The 17,662-nt window shown below is 45.0% G+C and carries 8 protein-coding genes; 1 reads left to right on the forward strand and 7 read right to left on the reverse strand.

Annotated features, from left to right (window positions below; genetic code table 11):
* Positions 1–58: 58 nt before the first annotated feature.
* Positions 59–2,845 (reverse strand): triple tyrosine motif-containing protein, encoded by a 2,787-nt coding sequence (locus tag ACGHVY_RS24050; protein ID WP_390602021.1) that lies wholly within the window; start codon positions 2,843–2,845, stop codon positions 59–61.
* Positions 2,846–3,031: 186 nt separating this feature from the next.
* On the opposite strand from ACGHVY_RS24050, the gene ACGHVY_RS24055 reads away from it, so the two are divergent.
* A complete protein-coding gene (locus tag ACGHVY_RS24055; RefSeq protein WP_390602022.1) occupies positions 3,032–3,538 on the forward strand; it encodes a GNAT family N-acetyltransferase in 507 nt (168 codons plus the stop codon).
* Positions 3,539–3,611: 73 nt separating this feature from the next.
* Here ACGHVY_RS24055 and ACGHVY_RS24060 read toward each other — a convergent pair whose 3' ends face one another.
* From ACGHVY_RS24060 to ACGHVY_RS24085, 6 genes are all read right to left on the reverse strand, one after another.
* Positions 3,612–4,823: a BACON domain-containing protein gene (locus ACGHVY_RS24060; RefSeq protein WP_390602023.1), complete on the reverse strand. Its 1,212-nt coding sequence runs from the start codon at positions 4,821–4,823 to the stop codon at positions 3,612–3,614.
* Positions 4,824–4,880: 57 nt separating this feature from the next.
* Positions 4,881–6,575 (reverse strand): DUF5597 domain-containing protein, encoded by a 1,695-nt coding sequence (locus ACGHVY_RS24065; RefSeq protein ID WP_390602024.1) that lies wholly within the window; start codon positions 6,573–6,575, stop codon positions 4,881–4,883.
* A gap of 8 nt (positions 6,576–6,583) precedes the next feature.
* Positions 6,584–8,203 carry a glucoamylase family protein gene (locus ACGHVY_RS24070; protein ID WP_390602025.1) on the reverse strand — a complete coding sequence of 540 codons (1,620 nt, stop codon included), beginning with the start codon at positions 8,201–8,203 and terminating at the stop codon, positions 6,584–6,586.
* A gap of 34 nt (positions 8,204–8,237) precedes the next feature.
* Entirely contained in the window at positions 8,238–9,719 is a 1,482-nt protein-coding gene (locus ACGHVY_RS24075) for a RagB/SusD family nutrient uptake outer membrane protein (RefSeq protein ID WP_390602026.1), read from the reverse strand.
* An 80-nt stretch (positions 9,720–9,799) separates the two neighbouring features.
* On the reverse strand, positions 9,800–12,841 hold the full coding sequence (locus tag ACGHVY_RS24080) for a SusC/RagA family TonB-linked outer membrane protein (protein ID WP_390602027.1): 3,042 nt from the start codon (positions 12,839–12,841) through the stop codon (positions 9,800–9,802).
* A gap of 721 nt (positions 12,842–13,562) precedes the next feature.
* The gene (locus tag ACGHVY_RS24085; RefSeq protein ID WP_390602028.1) at positions 13,563–17,534 is read right to left on the reverse strand and encodes a two-component regulator propeller domain-containing protein; all 3,972 of its coding nucleotides are present in this window, start codon (positions 17,532–17,534) and stop codon (positions 13,563–13,565) included.
* Positions 17,535–17,662: the final 128 nt, after the last annotated feature.

The following is a 17,662-nucleotide window of genomic DNA, read 5'->3' on the forward strand; positions in this document are numbered from 1 at the left end:
AAAGATAAGTTATGCACTTTCCACATAAAAGAAGTTAGGTTATATACTATAACTTTATTCAGACGCTCAATATATAAGAGGTCAGATTACTGTTGGTATCCAGATTCAACTTCTGTTTTAGCCTGTATTTCTTCAGCTCGACCGAGCGGAGCGCAATTCCCATAATGACGGAAATCTCTTTTGTAGATAGATTGGCCCTTAACAGGCAGCAGAACTTCAATTCGGAAGCAGAGAGAGAAGGGTGCGTCTTTTGCATACGTAGCATAAATTCATAGTGAACTTCCACGAAGTAGTTTTCAAACGACAGGAACTTGTCTTTTTCCGTAGCACCTTCCTGAATGATTTTCATGAGTCGCTGATAGAGTTTGTTAGGGTAACGGTCTCCCAATTCTTTCTTTTGTGTTTCCACTTCTTCCGCAATTGTATCCAGCAACTCCTGTTTCTGGGTAAGGAAACGCATATGGTTCTTGAGTTCGCTCTCTTGGTTCCTTACTTTCTCCTGTAATTGTTCATAGGCCTGTTTTTGCAGTTCTTCCGTATGCTTTCTTTGTTCTTTCCGGTATTTCCGGAGAATAATCCTGCGTTTCCGTTCGTTGATAAATGTTACTATTCCGACGGTAACTGCTATTAGTATCAGAATATAGAGCATAATCATCCACGTCCGCTTGTAAAGAGGGGGAGATACCAGTATGGGAATCATTAAAGTATTTTGGTTACTGTCTTTGATTTCGAGCCGATAGTTGCCGGAAGGCAGATTGGTGAAATGAATAGTACCCGAAGTCTGCCACGTACTCCAGTCGTTGGCGACGCCGGGAAGACGATAAGCTATGGAAGTGGCATGAGTACCCAAACCGGTAGTGACCTGGATAGTAATGTTGGTTGCCGTATTGGGTAGCTCGATTTCCTGCTGATGAAAGTCTGCGTAGAAAGTGGTATTGTCGTTGTCGGTGAAGCAGAATGTCTCTATCCGCAAGGGATACGGGTCTGCCGCACAACGGCCTACCATTTTGCTGTTAATGACGACAGTACCTTCACAGGTAGAGACGAACGTAATCGAATCGTTTATTGATTTCAGATTATAATGCTTGTCGTAAAGCATCAGTTCGTTATCGACAAAAGGCCAGTACATCATCAATTGGGCGGATAAGTCCGATATATGATACAGGAACAATTCTTCGTCTGTGGCGACCCAAATATCATTCTTATAGGCGGATTTTATGGATTGCAGCTTGTTCAGATACAGTATTTCCTTGCTTATTTGTTCTTGCCTTCTGAAACTCCTGTCGGTGATGTCGAACATATAAATCCCTTTGGGCGTTGCAAACAGGATTTTATCTTCCACTTTGAACAGGCTGATTCTGTTGTAGTTGGCATACCCGTCAATTTCGGAGAAGTTCTCGAAATCCGTTATCTGATTCAGCTCCTTATCGATGCGCAGGCGGAAGATTCCTTTTTCCGGATGGATAGCCCATACGGTATGAAGATTTTCGGGCATGATGTTGGCATAATCCTCGGTGTCTAAAAGTAAAGACCGATATTTCCAGGTGTTTTCCTTATATTCGAGCAATGCGATTCCGGAATAAGAACGCAGGAAAATGTATTCATCTCCGCGGTCTGCTATGTATTCGAATTGTCTGACGCCGTTTATATCGCAGAACGGTTCGAAATTACCCTGTCCGGCTCTCATTTTAAATAGCTGGGTAGTAGTGCCGCATAATAATTCATTTTTCAGATTGCAGAACTGGAGAGGATACATGGAAGTCTGCATCTTCTTGCCGTCCTCTTCGTATATATAAGTGCCTTGGTTGGAAGCGATATAAGTCTTTCCGTTGAAAGAGGCCGCGTCGAAGAAAGTACCGATGTCGGTATTTGTTTTCCATAGATAGGTTGCCGGTTCGAGGATAACCGATGAAATTCCGTTGTCAAGCGAGAGCCAGAGAAAGTTTTCGGTGGCGAAACACAAACCATGGATATTGAGGTCTTGCAGTTGCGAAGAATGATAATGCGTCTGTTGCCCGTTTTTCAGGTTAATCAGGAACAGACCGTCGCCTATGGTTCCGACGGCAAGCAGTTCGTCTTTCCAAATACTTCCGCAGTCTATCCGGACAGGGATATGATTGGAATTTTCCAACTGGAGTAGCGGAGTTACAGTATTACCTTTCAGTGTATATATCTTCCCGCTGGTCTGCCCGATAATATATTCATCATCAGCAATCCGAAACATGAATTTAGTTTCTCCATTCAGGAAGATTGTATCCTCGCAGAAGCTTTTCAGCCTATTGCCGCGAATTTGCATGAGAGCACCGCCGCACTTCTGCGTAAACAGTTTGTCACCTGCCGGATAGAGAGAAACACAACAGTCGTTTTTCACCAGATAACCCATATCTTTGCCGTCATACCAGATAATATTGCCGAAAGAATGGAAATACACCTTGCCTTCCGTTTCGGCTATACTCCAAAAAGTCTCTCCTTTGATTCCAAGCTTATTTACCAGGGACAGAAGAGATGTATAGTTGATTTTTCCGTTTGCATCATATTGCCAGTAGCCGATGTTGTTGTCGCCTGCTGTGTAAATCCGGTTCCCGATACAGCAGACCGCACGTACGGTGCTTCGTTCGCCCGGTTCGAGAAGTGCCCAGTCATTGCCGTTATATCTGAGTAGTCCGTTGTTATTGCTGCTGTAAAGAACTTGTTCGGGAGAAACCGTAATACCCCAGTTCTGAATCCCGCCTTTGTAGTTTTTATAATTATAGTTGGTGATTTGCACAGGTGTCTGTGCCGTGCCCGGCGAGAGACAGGCAAAAGATAGTAGAGTGTATAGCCAGAAAATCCAATTGTATCTCATCAGTATTATATTAGCAAGGAGTGTACCACAAAGATAAAGAGAAAAATCAAAGATGCAATAAGCCGTTTCTTTTCTTCTTTTTCTTCCGGAAAAATAAATCAACTCTTCTTCCGGTTCCGGATTAATTTTGTAGTTTTACGGATGTATCAGGAAATAAAGAAGGTATAATCATAAAATAGTCATAATATGGAATGTAAAATACGTTATTGGCGGATAGAGGATGCAGAAGATATTGCAGAGACACTGAATAATAAGAATATACTGGATAACCTGCGGGATGGCATTCCCTTTCCATATACAGTGCATGATGCAAGGGAGTTTATACAGGCAATGAATGTCGCCGATTCGGAAAGTACGTTCTCATTTGCAATAACTGTTGATGATAAGGCAATAGGGAGCATAGGTGCCTTCCGCCAAAGCAACATACATTCGAGAACAGCCGAAGTGGGATATTACGTTGCAGAGCCTTATTGGGGGCAAGGTATCGGTACAAGCGCTGTGAAACAAATATGCGAATATGTCTTTCAAAATACGGATATAATCCGATTGTTTGCCGAACCTTTTGCACATAATGCTTCTTCTTGCCGCATCCTTGAGAAATGCGGGTTTGAGTTAGAAGGGACATTGAGGAAAAATGCGGTAAAAAATGGTGTTGTGGTGGATATGAAGATGTACTCAATTCTGAAAGAATGAATCCCGGATTCATCATCTAAAAGATATATGCCGGACTATAAAGAACCAGCCCGGCATATATGCTAATACACAATTACATTGTTACCTGAAAAGTTTTATAGGTGCTGCTTGTACCATTCCAAAGCCCGTCTGTTCCCGCATAGGCATAAGTTCCTTCATCTATCCTGAAACGGAAAGTATAGTAATATGTTCCCGCAGTCGGGATTTCGGGAGTTTTGCCTTGATAATAGTGATTGTTTCCCCATTGCCCGTTCCAGTGGCAGGACTGCCATGTCCAACCGTCTCCCAACGGGTCGGAATTTGTTGTGGAGTAACCGATTTCACAAGTCACATGTTTGTTGGCAGTGCCTGTTCCCAAGTCGGTTAATCCTTCGATGAATACCTGTGCGCCCGTTTCAAACTGTTCTCCTTGTTGGATAGGATTTTTGGCTGTCCAGTCACCGAGTATTGCCCAACTGATGGATAGTTGGCTGTAATCTTCGATGCTTGCGTATTCCTCTTGTTCTTCCTCTTCTTCTTTCACTTCAAACTTTCCGTTGATGTTTGCTTCTCCATCCCAAAGTCCGTCTGTTCCTGCATATTTGTAAGGGCCCGAACCGTTGCGGAAACGGAATGTATAAAAGTAGGTTCCGGCAGTGAGGTTTTTAATACGTCCCTGATAATAGAAGTTGTTGCCCCAGTCGCCATTAAACGGACAGGAAGTCCATATCCAATCTTCTCCGGACGGGTCGGTATCAGCAAGAGAATAACCGATATCACAGGTAATCTCTTCTCCTGTTTCACTGTCAACAGAATTGGTGATGCCGTCGGCAAAAACACACGAACCGGCCTCAAAATCGTCTCCCTCATTGATTACGCTGGCGGCGCACCATTGCAGGTTGGCCCATGTGATAGGAAACTCCTCATCCGGTCTTTCTCCTTCATCCTGGATACTCTGTTTAACGGTCAGGGTGATTACCTCTTCGTCTTGCAGGAAAAAAGTGACATGTCCTTCGCGGGGCTGGCCTGTTGCGTTGTCGGAGACAGTGACAGCTACATTTGCTATAAAACTCTTATTTACTCCGGGATAGTTGTCGGGACTTATAGTAATCCAGTATTCGGAAGCAACGGCACTCCAGCGACGGGTGGCGTCTACTTTGACGGCGAGCGTGCTTCTATATCCGGTGAATGACAATTCATTCTTGTTGATAGTCAGGGATGCCGGAGCTATCTCTTCGGAATCTTTGCAACTCCAGATGAATAGAGCCGTGCAAAGGGAGATAAATATACAATATATGTGTTTCATACTGTTTTAATTATTGATTGTTAATCTTATACTTATTCATATATGAATAGGCTGGTTTTATCGTAGATAGGTTGTCACACGATATATACCCGGACTCCAGACTGCCTGATAGGAAGTAGGTGCGTAAACAAATATCTCGTCGCTGTGGTCGGCATTGTAGTTGTTACTCTTTTCCGATGTAAACGTACGACGTCCTTTGGCAATCAGTACAGCGTTGTGGTAAGTCTCGTCGCCGTTGAGCAAACGGGTGGCTTTCCACTCACCGTCCGTATCGTAACCGCCTTCCCATACTTGCTTGATATAGCCCGTTTTCTTTTTGTCGGTAGAAGTGAAATAAACCTTGAAGTTGATTCCGGCAACGACGAACTCATTCTTTTCAGTATTGATAATCAATCCGTAAGCATCTTCGGCATCGTATTTGATACACAGTTGATAATCGCCCATTGTCACTGTACGTTCCGACTCACCCGGCATCTTCATTACGCCGATCATGCGGTTGCTGCCTTGGTGTTCGGAAATAAGCGGCATCAGTTCATCCAGCACTTTATAAGACTGGGCAAAGGTGAAATTATCCGCACCGTCTTCGATACCGAAAGGTGAATAACAAAGTGCGCTGTGTTCGCCGAGTGCCCAGAAAGCATTGGCAGGTTTCATCACAGCTTCGGGAATCAGCAACGGATTATCCGCCCGGTGATAGTCTGCCACAATATTCTTGAAGTCGGACAGATAAATATCCGGAGCAAGCACATCGATATGCGGTGCGGCTGCTTTCCAGATATCCATTACACGGGATACCGGTCCGCCGTTGGGATAAACTCCCGGCAGGTCATCAGGCTTTTGCACCAGCCAGCAATTACAGAAGGTAGGCAGCGGATAAATCTCTTTCGCACCGGCAGCGACAAAATCAATGTAAGTGGCATACTGCCAAGTGGTGCAGAAACTCTTGCTCCAGGCATTGTCTCCGAAGACCGTTTTCCATGTGCCGGAAGTCTTGGCTCCGTTCTCCTCCCATACGGAAAGCAATTCTTTACGCAGGTTCTTGCGGTTCTTCTTCATATATTGGATAAGTGCCTGAGGAACCTCCTGCCCATATGCCGTAAGTGAGGCTTTCGTGTAGTCCATATCCTGAAAGATACCCACTTCGTTTTCCGGTTGCAGGGCGATGACCGTTCCCGTTGCCTGATCCATTTTTTTGATGTGTTCCACCAATGTTTTGAATGCTTTGGCATCTGCTTTCATGGTATTTTCGCAGAAAGGGGAAAGCGTTTCGATTTCCCTTTCTTCCACATTCTTCACGCGGGAAAAACGCTTGGTATCCTCTTTCACCCAAGTGGGTGCATAGCTTGATTCTCCATTCTTCCAACTGCCGAACCACAGGACAGACAGTTTGAATCCGTTCTTCCGGGCTCTATCTATCATATTGTCTATCAATGTATAATCATATATACCTTCTTGCGGTTCAAACTGTTCCCAGGCGATGGGGGTGAGAACCGTGTTCAGGTTCAGTGTTTTCAAGGGAGCCCATAGGCTGTTCAGATACTCGGTCGTTGAGGCCGAAGAGTTGTGCAGTTCGCCTGCCAGCATGATGAACGGTTTTCCGTTTACTATCAGTTGCCAGCTTCCGTTTTCGTTCTTGACCAGTTGGGACGGAACTTCGGTATTTATTGAAGTTTGCATTGGGGGGCGAGCATTCATCATTGAAGTTCCTGTTAGTAGAATCAAGCACAGTATAGTAGTCAATAATTTCTTCATCGTTGTTTTTATCTTAAAGTTACAGGAATAGAATAAGACTGGTTTGCACCGTCGGTCACAGTGAGCGTGTATTTCTTTCCTCTTAGGATGGAGTTGTCGAAGAAAGAAATGATATTGGTGCCTGCTGCCAGTTCGATATTGGTGCGGTAAATCTCTTCGTTTTTCATATTAGTCAGTATGAGCAGTCCGTTGCCCGAAGCCTTGGTATAGAAGTCTATTTCATACTTTTCACGGTCGGGGTGACGCATCATGTCATATACATGGGTTGCGGTGTTGACAGTTGCCAGATAAAATCCCGGGGTATATTCGGGAGTCGTTCTGATTTCTGCCAGTTGGAGGCCTTTCTGCACATACTCGTTTTTCATCAGCAGTTTCCAGATAAGCCCCGTGCGGTAGTTTTCTATCATGATAGCCATCGGTGCGTGCTCCATTGCCAGGTATTCCGTTCCTACCGATTTGTCGGAAGGGCAGTAGGATATGTTAAGCCCGTAGGTACCGTTCAGCTTCGGGTAATTTCTTATCAGGTTCATCAATACTTGTGTAGAGTAGAACGGCGTGTATGGAAAAGCGCTGATGGCTGCCGTAGGTGCAATGATACCATCGTCGTTGAATGGTTCGCGCGATTTGTATTCGGGGTTTTTGCCGCAGCCGCCGCAGGCGGTCAGTCCCCAGTCGGATACTGAATATTTATATTCTTTCGGAGCCTCGTATATACAGTAGTGGCGGTTGATCATTGTATGGCTTACGTTCTGTGTCCAATAGTAGGTATATTTGTCTTCCATGGCTCTGGGATCCAGTCCGAGGAAAGAATATTGCGACAGGAAAAGTGCGTTGCCATATTCAGTGCCCAATGGCATCAGGTAACCATACGTTTTTCTGCCGGGAGTGGCAAAGTTGCGGCCTTGCCAGCAATTTTTGTAGATATCTGTCGATACTTTGTGATTGTCTGGTGCTGCCATGGCCAATATATATACCAATAGAGTTTCGTTCCAGCCTATCAAAGGCAGTTCGTAGGTATTGGTGTCTTTGTGCCATATCCAGTATAAGCGGCCGTTGTTCACGAAATGGTTCCATTCGATGGTCTCCCAAAAATAGTTTGTCGTTTCGCGGATTTCCTTTTCGGCTTCGCTGTTACCGGTGAAATATTCGCAGGCAGTCAATAAGCCGCCCATCATGAAAGCTGTTTCCACAATTTCTCCGGCTTCATTCTGGTTTCCGAAGGGGAGGATTTTGCCGTCGGGTCTGTACCAGTGTGCCCAGGCTCCGGCAAAGCGGTCGGCTGTTTTCAGGAAGCGGACTATTTTTACGATATGGTCGGCGGCATCTTCACGGCTGATCCAGCCACGTTCCACCCCTATCACAAGATTCATGATACCCATTCCTGTGGCACCGGTAGTAAGGGTCGTTTTACTTGTAGACCCGTTGTAAGCCATTCCGGTTGACGGATTGGCACCTTCATAGAAATAACTGATAACCTTCTGCTGTTGGTCGTTCATGGCAGCTTTCACAATAAGCGGCGAATAGGTGTTGTCGTTGTTTACGGTCGATTCGCCCAATGTCGATTCATCTTCCACACAGTTCCACAGCATAAGTGCCGAGAATAAGGCAGCGGTTATATTTAATATCATCTTTGACATATTTATAGTTGTTATTTGATTTCGGTTAATACTTAGGATTTTGTTGCAATTTACCGTTCGACTTGTCGATTTCCGTTTGCGGGAGAGGGAATACCTCGTGTTTGCCGACAACGAAGTTGGCTATCTTGTCTTCGGCAATCCCCCAGCGTACCAGGTCGAAATAACGTTCAAATTCCAACGCCAGTTCGATGCGGCGTTCGTGACGGATTTTCTCTCTTAATTCGTCTTTGTCGGTAGTCTTTATTTCGGGCAAAACCGGCTGACCGTTACGGGCGCGGGCTCTTACCATTTCCAACTTTCTCTTCGCTTCATCGAGGTTATTGGCTTCGCAGGCAGCTTCGGCGTGCATCAGTACGATGTCGGCATAACGGATGATACGAAGATTGCTCCAGTAACCATAACACCAGTCGGCACGTCCGTAGAGCGAACGTTCGCTTTTCCGGCAATAGGCTTTCCTGTTGAAGTACTGGTAGTTGCTTGCCACAATGATGTCGCCATCCACATTTTCACCGTTCTCCAGTACGGTAGCGCCGAAACGCGGGTCGTTACTTTCGTAATCGTTCATCAGGTTCTCGCTGGGTGCATTATGTCCCCAGCCTAAGTTCGGGAATCCGCGTACACCGTTCATCAGGCACCATTGGTTGTTTTCGCCGATGATAGAGATGTTTTGGTCCGGTTTGTAGTCGGCGTTGATTTCCCAGACAGATTCGGGGCCGAATTCGTTCTCTTCCCAGAACATTTCCGCGTAAGGAGTGGAGAGGTCATTATCCTCGGAACTGATGATTTGTCCGGTGTAGGTCAGACAGTTGTCGTAATCCTTTTCATACAGGTAAGTTTTGGCGATAATGGCACGGGCAGCGTTTTGGGTGGCACGTCCGATGTTTCCCGAGCTGACTGCTTCTTTGCGGGTAGGCAGGTCGTTTATCACTCCGATCAGTTCGGGCAGATACTTGTTGCGGATAACGGTTGCGCTAAGCTGGTCGGCTATTGCTTCATCCTTTCCCATTACCCTGTCTACGTAAGGAACTGCACCGAATGCCTGTGTCAGCCGGAAGTATGCTGCCGCACGGATAAAATAGGCTTCGGCTTTGTACTGTCTGGTTTCTGCTGTTTCTCCGTTGGCTTCTTCTATGTCTTTCAACATCTGCAAGGCTTCGTTGGCTTTGGTGATGGCGGTGAATTGAAGCGAGTAATAGGTATTAAACATACTGTTGGCCGGTGTGAATGACATGGTAGGAAACTGGCTGAAGTCTACACCACCGTCGCCCGAAGGCCCTCCGGGATGACTGTTGTCCGTAGTATGACATTGCATGGCTGTCACGGGCCAGGTCTGTTGGGCGAATACATTGTAGCCGTCCATTAGCGTGGCGAGGACGAGAAGTTCCTGTGCGGTACTCATATCATAATTGCCTTCGTGATATTTACCTTTCGGCGCATTGTCGAGGAAGGTGTCGCTGCAAGAGGTACAGGCGAACAATATTGCTATTATATAAGTAATTCGTTTCATAATTCGTTGATATTTCTAATGATATAATTTATTTAATTCAACGGTTGATTGGGTGAGTCACTTACTCAACTGATGTTGGCTTAAAAGTTAATGGATAAGCCTACGGTATACACTGATGGTAATGGATAGGTATCTCCCTGATCCATACCTCCTTGCAGAGCATTTCCTCCTATTTCCGGTGTATATCCGGTGTTATGTTTGAAAGTCAGCAGATTTTGTCCGCTTACGTAGACACGCAAACCGGATATCCCCAATTTGCTGATGGCTGATGATGGCAGTGTATATCCCAGTTGCACATTGCGCAGACGGAGATAGGAACCATTTTCCAGCAGATTGGTCGAAGAAAGGTAGTTGTGGCCACGTGATTTATCTAAAATAGGTTCTTTATTGGAAGTTCCTTCGCCGTGCCATCTTTGCAGACTTTTCTCGTAAAAGTTGGTTGTCGTCCAAGATACGGTTTTCTTCAAATCCAAAATCTTATTGCCGCTTACACCATTAAAGTCTATGTTCAGATCAAAATTCTTATAGCCCAGCATAAAACCGAATCCATAGGTAAAAGTAGGCATCGGACTGCCGAGATAAGTACGGTCAGCATCGGTGATTTTTCCGTCACCGTTTAAATCCTTGTAGCGGATATCGCCAGGTTTTGCCTCCCATGTCATTGGGTAATAATTGTCAATTTCTTCTTGTGTCTGGAAGATTCCATCCTGTACGTAGCCATAATAAGAGCCGATGGGATGCCCTACGGAGGTACGATGATAATCTCCTGAAATAATGTCCGAGTTATTATCACCCAGTTTGGTTACTTTATTCTTTAAAGTGGCGCCATTGACATTGATACCATAGTCCACATTCCCTATCCGGTCTTTCCATGAAAGGCTGAATTCGAATCCTTTGTTGTTGATAGAGCCGGCGTTGGTAATGGCATAGCCTGCGCCTATTGAGGAAGAGGGTGATACATAAGCCAATAAGTCATCGGTAGTTTTGCTATAATAACCGAGTTCCATGCCCAGACGGTTGTTGAAAAGCTGTGCGGAGATACCCACATCAATACCTGTCATGACTTCCCAATGAATGTTTTTGTCGATATCATAACTAAGGGTAGGAATAAACTGCGTCACTCCGTTGATGATGACTTGTTTCCCTTTCGGGTTGATGGTCGGATAGTAGAGATAGTTTCCTATCTTGTCATTTCCCAGTTTACCCCAGCTTACTCTTAACTTGGCAAAGTCCACCACTTTCTTCAATGGCTCCATAAAGGCTTCTTCACTGATTACCCAACCTAGGCCCGCAGATGGGAAATATCCCCAACGATGAGACGGTGAAAACTTGGAAGAACCGTCGGCACGGAAAGTGGCGGTGAGTAAATAACGGTCTTTGTATGCATAGTTCACACGGGCAAGGTAAGAGATGAAAGACTCCTCGTTCCACCAGTCGCCTGCGGAAACACGGTTGACGGATCCCATACTAAGCATCCAAAGATCATTGGGTACTATATTCATACCATTGGCCAGACTGTCTACTTTGGCGTTGAAACCTTCACTAATGGCTTTGCGTGCCGTATATCCCACTGTTGCGTCGATGCGATGATTGGTTATCATCTTTTTATAACTCAGAAGGAAGTCTGCCTGAAAGGTACGGCCCTCATCGCTTTTGCGATAGAAATTGGTAATGTCATTTTTGTGTGCAGAATGGCTGGTAGAGTTATTCACGTCATAGCGCGGTGTATACTGTTCGCCCCGATAGAGCCCGATATCCATATATCCGGTTGCTTTCAACGTAAAATCTTTCAAGAAGTTCCATTCACCGTAAATGTTACCGATGATGCGGTAGTCACGATATTTCTCCGTATCCTTGTAAAGCTCCATTTGAGCTACCGGATTGTTCACGTTAGATTGTATATCGGCAGACGGATGATAGAGCGAACCCAAGTTTTCCGGGTCGTAATCTTCTTCCGGAGCATAAGGTACATAAGTAGGGAGCGCCATGACGGCATTCTGGATTTGGGCAGAAGCAGGTTTGCTATCCATCTGCGAGAGGTTGATATTTCCCCCTGCTTTCAGATTCTTGGTAATGTCATAATCCTGTGAGAAACGTACGTTGAAACGTTGGTAAGTATTATATTTCAGTACACCGTCCTGCTTGTAATAGCCGACTGATAATAGAGACTTGCTGTTCTTCCCGGATTTGGATACCGTCAGGTTGTGATTGGTAATCATTGCTCTTTCTCTTAATACTTTGCTTTGCCAGTCGGTTCCCGTGCCCAGCATGTCGGGCACCCATGAAGCAGCGTTTGGGTCCTGGTTCTGCAACATCTCATTGTAGAGCATGGTGAAGTCCGTTGCGTTAGTCAGCTTTACCCGGTCGCGCTTCCATACGGTTTGTGCGCCGAAATAGCCATCGTAAGTAACAGATGTTTTCTCTCCTTCGGCACGTTTCGTTGTGATGATAATTACTCCGTTCGCTCCCTGTACTCCGAAGATGGCAAGAGATGAAGGGTCTTTCAGAATCTCCATACTGGCGATGTCGCTGTTGCTAAGAAACTTGATATCCGACATCAACATGCCGTCCACTACATATAGAGGATTACTGCTGGCATTCAGTGTTCCTATACCGCGAATCTTGATATCCGGTTCCGCACCTGCCGAGCCGGAATTGGTCACCATCAGTCCCGGTATTTTCCCTTGCAGGGAAGACATTACATTATTAGTAGGCGCGTTTTTAAGTTCTTCGCCTGATACGGAGACAATGGCTCCTGTCAAGTCCCTTTTGCGTGCCGTACCGTATCCGGTAACTACCACCTGGTCTAATTGATAATTGTCATTCTTCAGATGAACGATGATTTCGCTTGAACGGCTTTTGTTGGTAATAGGAATAATTTCCGTTTTCATTCCGATGAAACTGACGACGAGTTTATCTCCGGCTTTTACGCCCGTGAGAGAGAAAGAACCGCTCAGGTCTGTCTGAGTTCCGTTGGTAGTTCCTTCAATAACTACCGCAGCTCCCATTAGTCCCATTCCGGTCTCTTCTTCGAAAACCTTTCCGCTGATTTTGAAATCCTGCGCTTGTGCCAGGCAGGTACAAGATAATAGGAATAGATACAATACTACATGTTTTATCATCTTCTAAGATTTTAAAGTTAATGAATCAGATGTTTCGACACAAAAATAGATTCATATACCGACAGAGCCTAAAATCATTCCCCTACAAAGCTTTCAATTCTTGCGTCTACCCTCTGATAACGACACATCAAATATACATCATATTTTGAATTTGAAACATAAGCATTTGTATATTAACAATTTACATTCTAGGGTAATCTATAAATCCGTCATATACTTTTTAGTGGAGACAATTATTCAACACGTTCTTTATGAGTATTTTTCTACCGTATTCATTCGATAAATTATAGGATATTTTTATTTGTTCATCAGGCAGCATTAATGGTTTCTTCTACATGGACTAATGATTTCTTCCTGTCTGTTAACCAACTCTACCATATATATTCATTAAATGCACTTGGGCAACTGCTCGGTTGCACTTGTGTATCCGGATGGTTGCTCAACTCTGTCCCGGTAGTCACACAAGTGCAAACGGATATTGGCTGAAAGGAAGGTTTGAGGAGAAGTACATGAGAGAAATAGGGATATAATATAGTGATAGATAGGGCCGTATGCAGAAAATGCAGTTTCTTCGCAGAAAAATGCAAAAACACCCTGTTGTTTTTTGTAAACTTCTCTTAAAACAGGAGTATTTTGAGGGTTAAATGATTGATTATTAGCTTTGCCACATTTTTGTTTTTCCCCGTATAATACATAAGATAAGAACAAAAATGTGGCAAGGCTAGCTTCCTTTCTTCACATAATCTTTCGGTAATATCCCGAACTGCTTCTGAAAGCAACGGGCAAAGTACGAAGGATTATTGAATCCTACAATGAAACAAACCTCATTGATCCGGTATTCTCCTTCACGCAGAAGTTCTCCTGCAGTTTTGAGACGTATCAACCGGATATAATCATTGGGCGGCATTCCGGTCAGTCCTTTCAACTTGCGTTGTAAGTTGGAACGGCTGATAGCCATTTCTTCCGCCATCTTATCGATGGTAAATTCTTCATTGGTGAAATTGCGGGTAATGATTTCATTAATCGTGTTCAGCCATTTCACGTCTGTTTTGTTCATTAATGTCTGGTCGTATGACATATTTGGTACCGTTGTAAAGTGGTTGAACAGCATACGCCGGTTCTCCAGCAGATTATTGATGGTGGCTTTCATGTGGCTTAGCGAGAAAGGCTTTTCAATATAAGCATCCGCGCCATAGTCAAGACCCGCGATTTTCGAATCGATGCTGTCGAGTGCCGAAAGCAGGATAAACGGGATATGGCAAAGCATATTGTCGGAACGGATGGACTTTAGTAATTCAAATCCGTCCATATGTGGCATGACGATATCACTGATGATAAGATCTACTGTCGTTGTCTCCAGACATTCCAAGGCCTCCTTGCCATTGGTGGCTGTATGGATGGTATAGGTATTTCCCAGATTCTTAGCCAGAAACTCCAGCATATCCGTTGTGTCTTCCACTACCAGAAGAGAGTAACCGGCAGGTTCGCCCTCTTCCTCCGGAGCGGGAACCTTGTCGGGCATGGAAGTGATGGAAGGGCTGACAGAGATGCTTTTCTCCAAATATGGAATTTCCACACATACCTCGCATCCTTCCGTATAGCCGGGATTGATATAGACCTTTCCTTTATGCTTCTCCACCAACAATTTGACGAGACTCAATCCGATTCCTACTCCCGATCCGTTGTTTCCTGTATTTCCTACCTGATAAAACGGTTCGAAAACCTTGCTGCACTCCTCTTGCGGAATGCCCGGACCGTCGTCACGCACACACAGGGAGAGCGTGCGCCCTTCGGAAGACAGATGCTCGTCCATAATTACCATAATGCGGGTACGGGCATATTTCATGGCATTTGTCAACAGGTTGCTGACAATTTTAGTCAGCGCCTCCTGATCTACATTATATTGCAGATGTTCTTTCGGCAGAGAGACGCTGAAAGATATTCCAGTCAGGGAGATGGCACGGAAACGGTCGATGATGTCCTCTATCATCCGGTTGATATCCACTTCATTGAATGAAAGCGTATAACCTTCCTTGTCCACTTTGCGGAAATCGAGCAATTGTTTGATAAGCTCCATCAGCCGGTTGGTGTTCTTTCGTATCACAGACAGGTTGCTTTCTACTTCACTGTTCCATTCGTGTGTTTCCAAGATCGCTTCCAGCGGGGCTTTGATGAGACTTACCGGAGTCTTGATTTCATGCGCCACCTGAGTGAAGAATGTAATTTTTGACTGGAACAACTCCTGATTCTTGATTTGTTCCATTTCTTTCATCTTTCTTTGCTTTACGGCTTGTTGCTTACGCAAGTACAACCGAACCAGAAGATAAAACAGCCCACAAGTCACCAACAGATAGAAAATCTTGGCATAAATGGTCTTCCAGGGTGGAGGAAGCACTTCAATGTGCAGGCAACAGTCGTCATTGCTCCAATATTCATCGTTGTTACTGGCTTTCACACGGAAAGTATATTCACCCGGAGGCAGGTTGAGAAAAGATACGTTATGTTTATCCGTGTATATCCATTCTTTGTGAATACCATCCAGTTTGTAGGCATATAAATTCTTGCCGGGAGCTACATAACTAAGACTTTCGAATGTAATGTCGAACGATACCACCTGATAAGGAATCGTTACCTGTCCGCTAAGGGCAGGTATACGCTTGCTAAGGCTTACCTTGTCATCGGGGCTGTGCATATATACCGCCGGGATAGACGCCGTAGGTCTTACTTTATTAATAGATAACTTGAACGGATAGAAACTATTGAACCCGTTCACCCCACCGAAATAGAATTTCCCGTCACTGGCTTGCAGGGAAGAGCGGAAATTGAACTGGTTGCTTTGCAATCCATCCTCGATGGTATAGAGCTGTGCCCGTTTGTTCTGCGGCTCATACCGGATCAGCCCCCTGTTGGAAGAAAGCCAATAGTTACCCGATTGATCGTCCAGTATGCCATAGATGATATTGTTCGGCAGATTCTCTTTGGTGGAGAAGTTTTCAAAACGGTCCTCCCGATAGTGATAACGGCAGATGCCACCACCTTCGGTACAGAACCACAGATGTTGTTTGTGATCGATATATACACGTATCACCCAGTTGCTACAAGGAGAATCAGGATTTGCCGGATCGTTGCGATAGTTGTGCAATTTGCCGGTTTGGCGGTTGTAACGCCAGATACCGTCCCTTTTGCTTGCCAGCCATAAATCCCCATGTTGGTCTTCAACCATATCGTAGATAAAGATATGGCTTAAAGGTTCCAATGTCCGGAAAGAGTCACTTTTCGGGTCATACTGGCAGAATCCGGAGAGCGTTCCCAGATAAATGCTGCCATCCTTCGTTTGATAGATGGAGTAGATATGATCGTTAGGAATTGAATGTGGATTTGCGCGGTTATGGCGATAGTTTTTCATTTTTCCCGTTTGAATATCCAAGATATATAATCCCCGGGAGAAACTGCCAATCCACAATTTTCCTTCATTGTACAATAGTGCATGGATATTGTGATAACCGATATTAGGGTTACTGCTTCTCAACAGATGGTTTTTAAACTTCTTTGTGCGGGGATCAAAGAGGTTCAGTCCCCCGTCTTCGGTAGCAATCCAGATGTTTCCGTCGGGATCTTCGCAGAATTGGCTGATAACATTTCCCGAAAGAGAATTTTCCGTACCATTGGGATAATACCACTCGATATCCTTATGCTTGGGAGACAGGTAACTCACTCCACTGAAATAAGTCCCGATCCAGATTCCCCCTTCCCTATCCTGATAACAGGCATAGATACTTTCTTTATTTTGTTCGTCGTCGGTGGGCAGACACTCTCCTGTCGTGGTGTTGAATGTATAAAGCCCGTCGTCGGAGCCGAGATAGAAAGAGTTGGCCGTCCGTTGAAACAAGGTGCGGATACGTGGGATGGTAAGCGTGTCCCCTTCTCCGAAGTAATAGCGGAATTGCCCTGTCTCCTTATTGAAACGTGCCAGTCCGCCGTACCATGTGCCCGCCCATAATACTCCCTGCGAACTTTCCATCAAAGAGATAATCTCGTTGCAGGCAGGACGTCCGAAAGAGGTGTCCTCGGATATATACCCAGTGAAATTGTCTGTCCGTTGGTTGTATTTCGCCAAACCATTCCGGGTGCCTATCCAGATAGTCCCGAATGAGTCGTTGTAGATTACCCACACGTGATTGTCCGGCAATGAATGAGGATCGGAAAGAGAATGTAGATACTGCTTCAAGGTACCTTTTTTCTCGTTGTAGACGAACAATCCGTTGGTTGTCCCAATCCATAGCTGCCCGTCATTGTCATAAGCCATTCCGAAAGTACTGTTGACTGTCGCCCCGTCTTCCGTCTGTTTATCGAATACGGAGAACTTCTCCTCCCGCGAGTCGAATAAATACAACTTCTCCGTACTGGCTACCCAAATCTGATTGTTATCCTGATGGCGGCAGATCGTTACTATATTCATATAACTGTTTCCACCGTTTTCTGACGAATGTCCGTAGTTGGTGAACTCGATGCCGTTGAAACGATTCAGTCCGTCCTGTGTTGCAAACCACATATATCCGATGCTATCCTGAAGGATGCTCCGGACACAATTGCCCGATAACCCCGATCTAACGTCATATTTCTTGTAGATATTGGCGAAGACCAGAGAAACCGATGCCAGCAATATACATATGGATAAGATGGATCGTTTCATAATTTCCTTTCTTTGTATCCCCTGTTTGCAGGAGCTATATATCCTGTGTATTGGAGCTATATGTCCAATACGTTGGATCTATATACCCAACACGCAGGGCATATATGCCCAACAGATTGGATATATAG

Origin of the sequence: Bacteroides sp. f07 (assembly GCF_042854785.1) — a bacterium.
GTDB lineage: Bacteria > Bacteroidota > Bacteroidia > Bacteroidales > Bacteroidaceae > Bacteroides.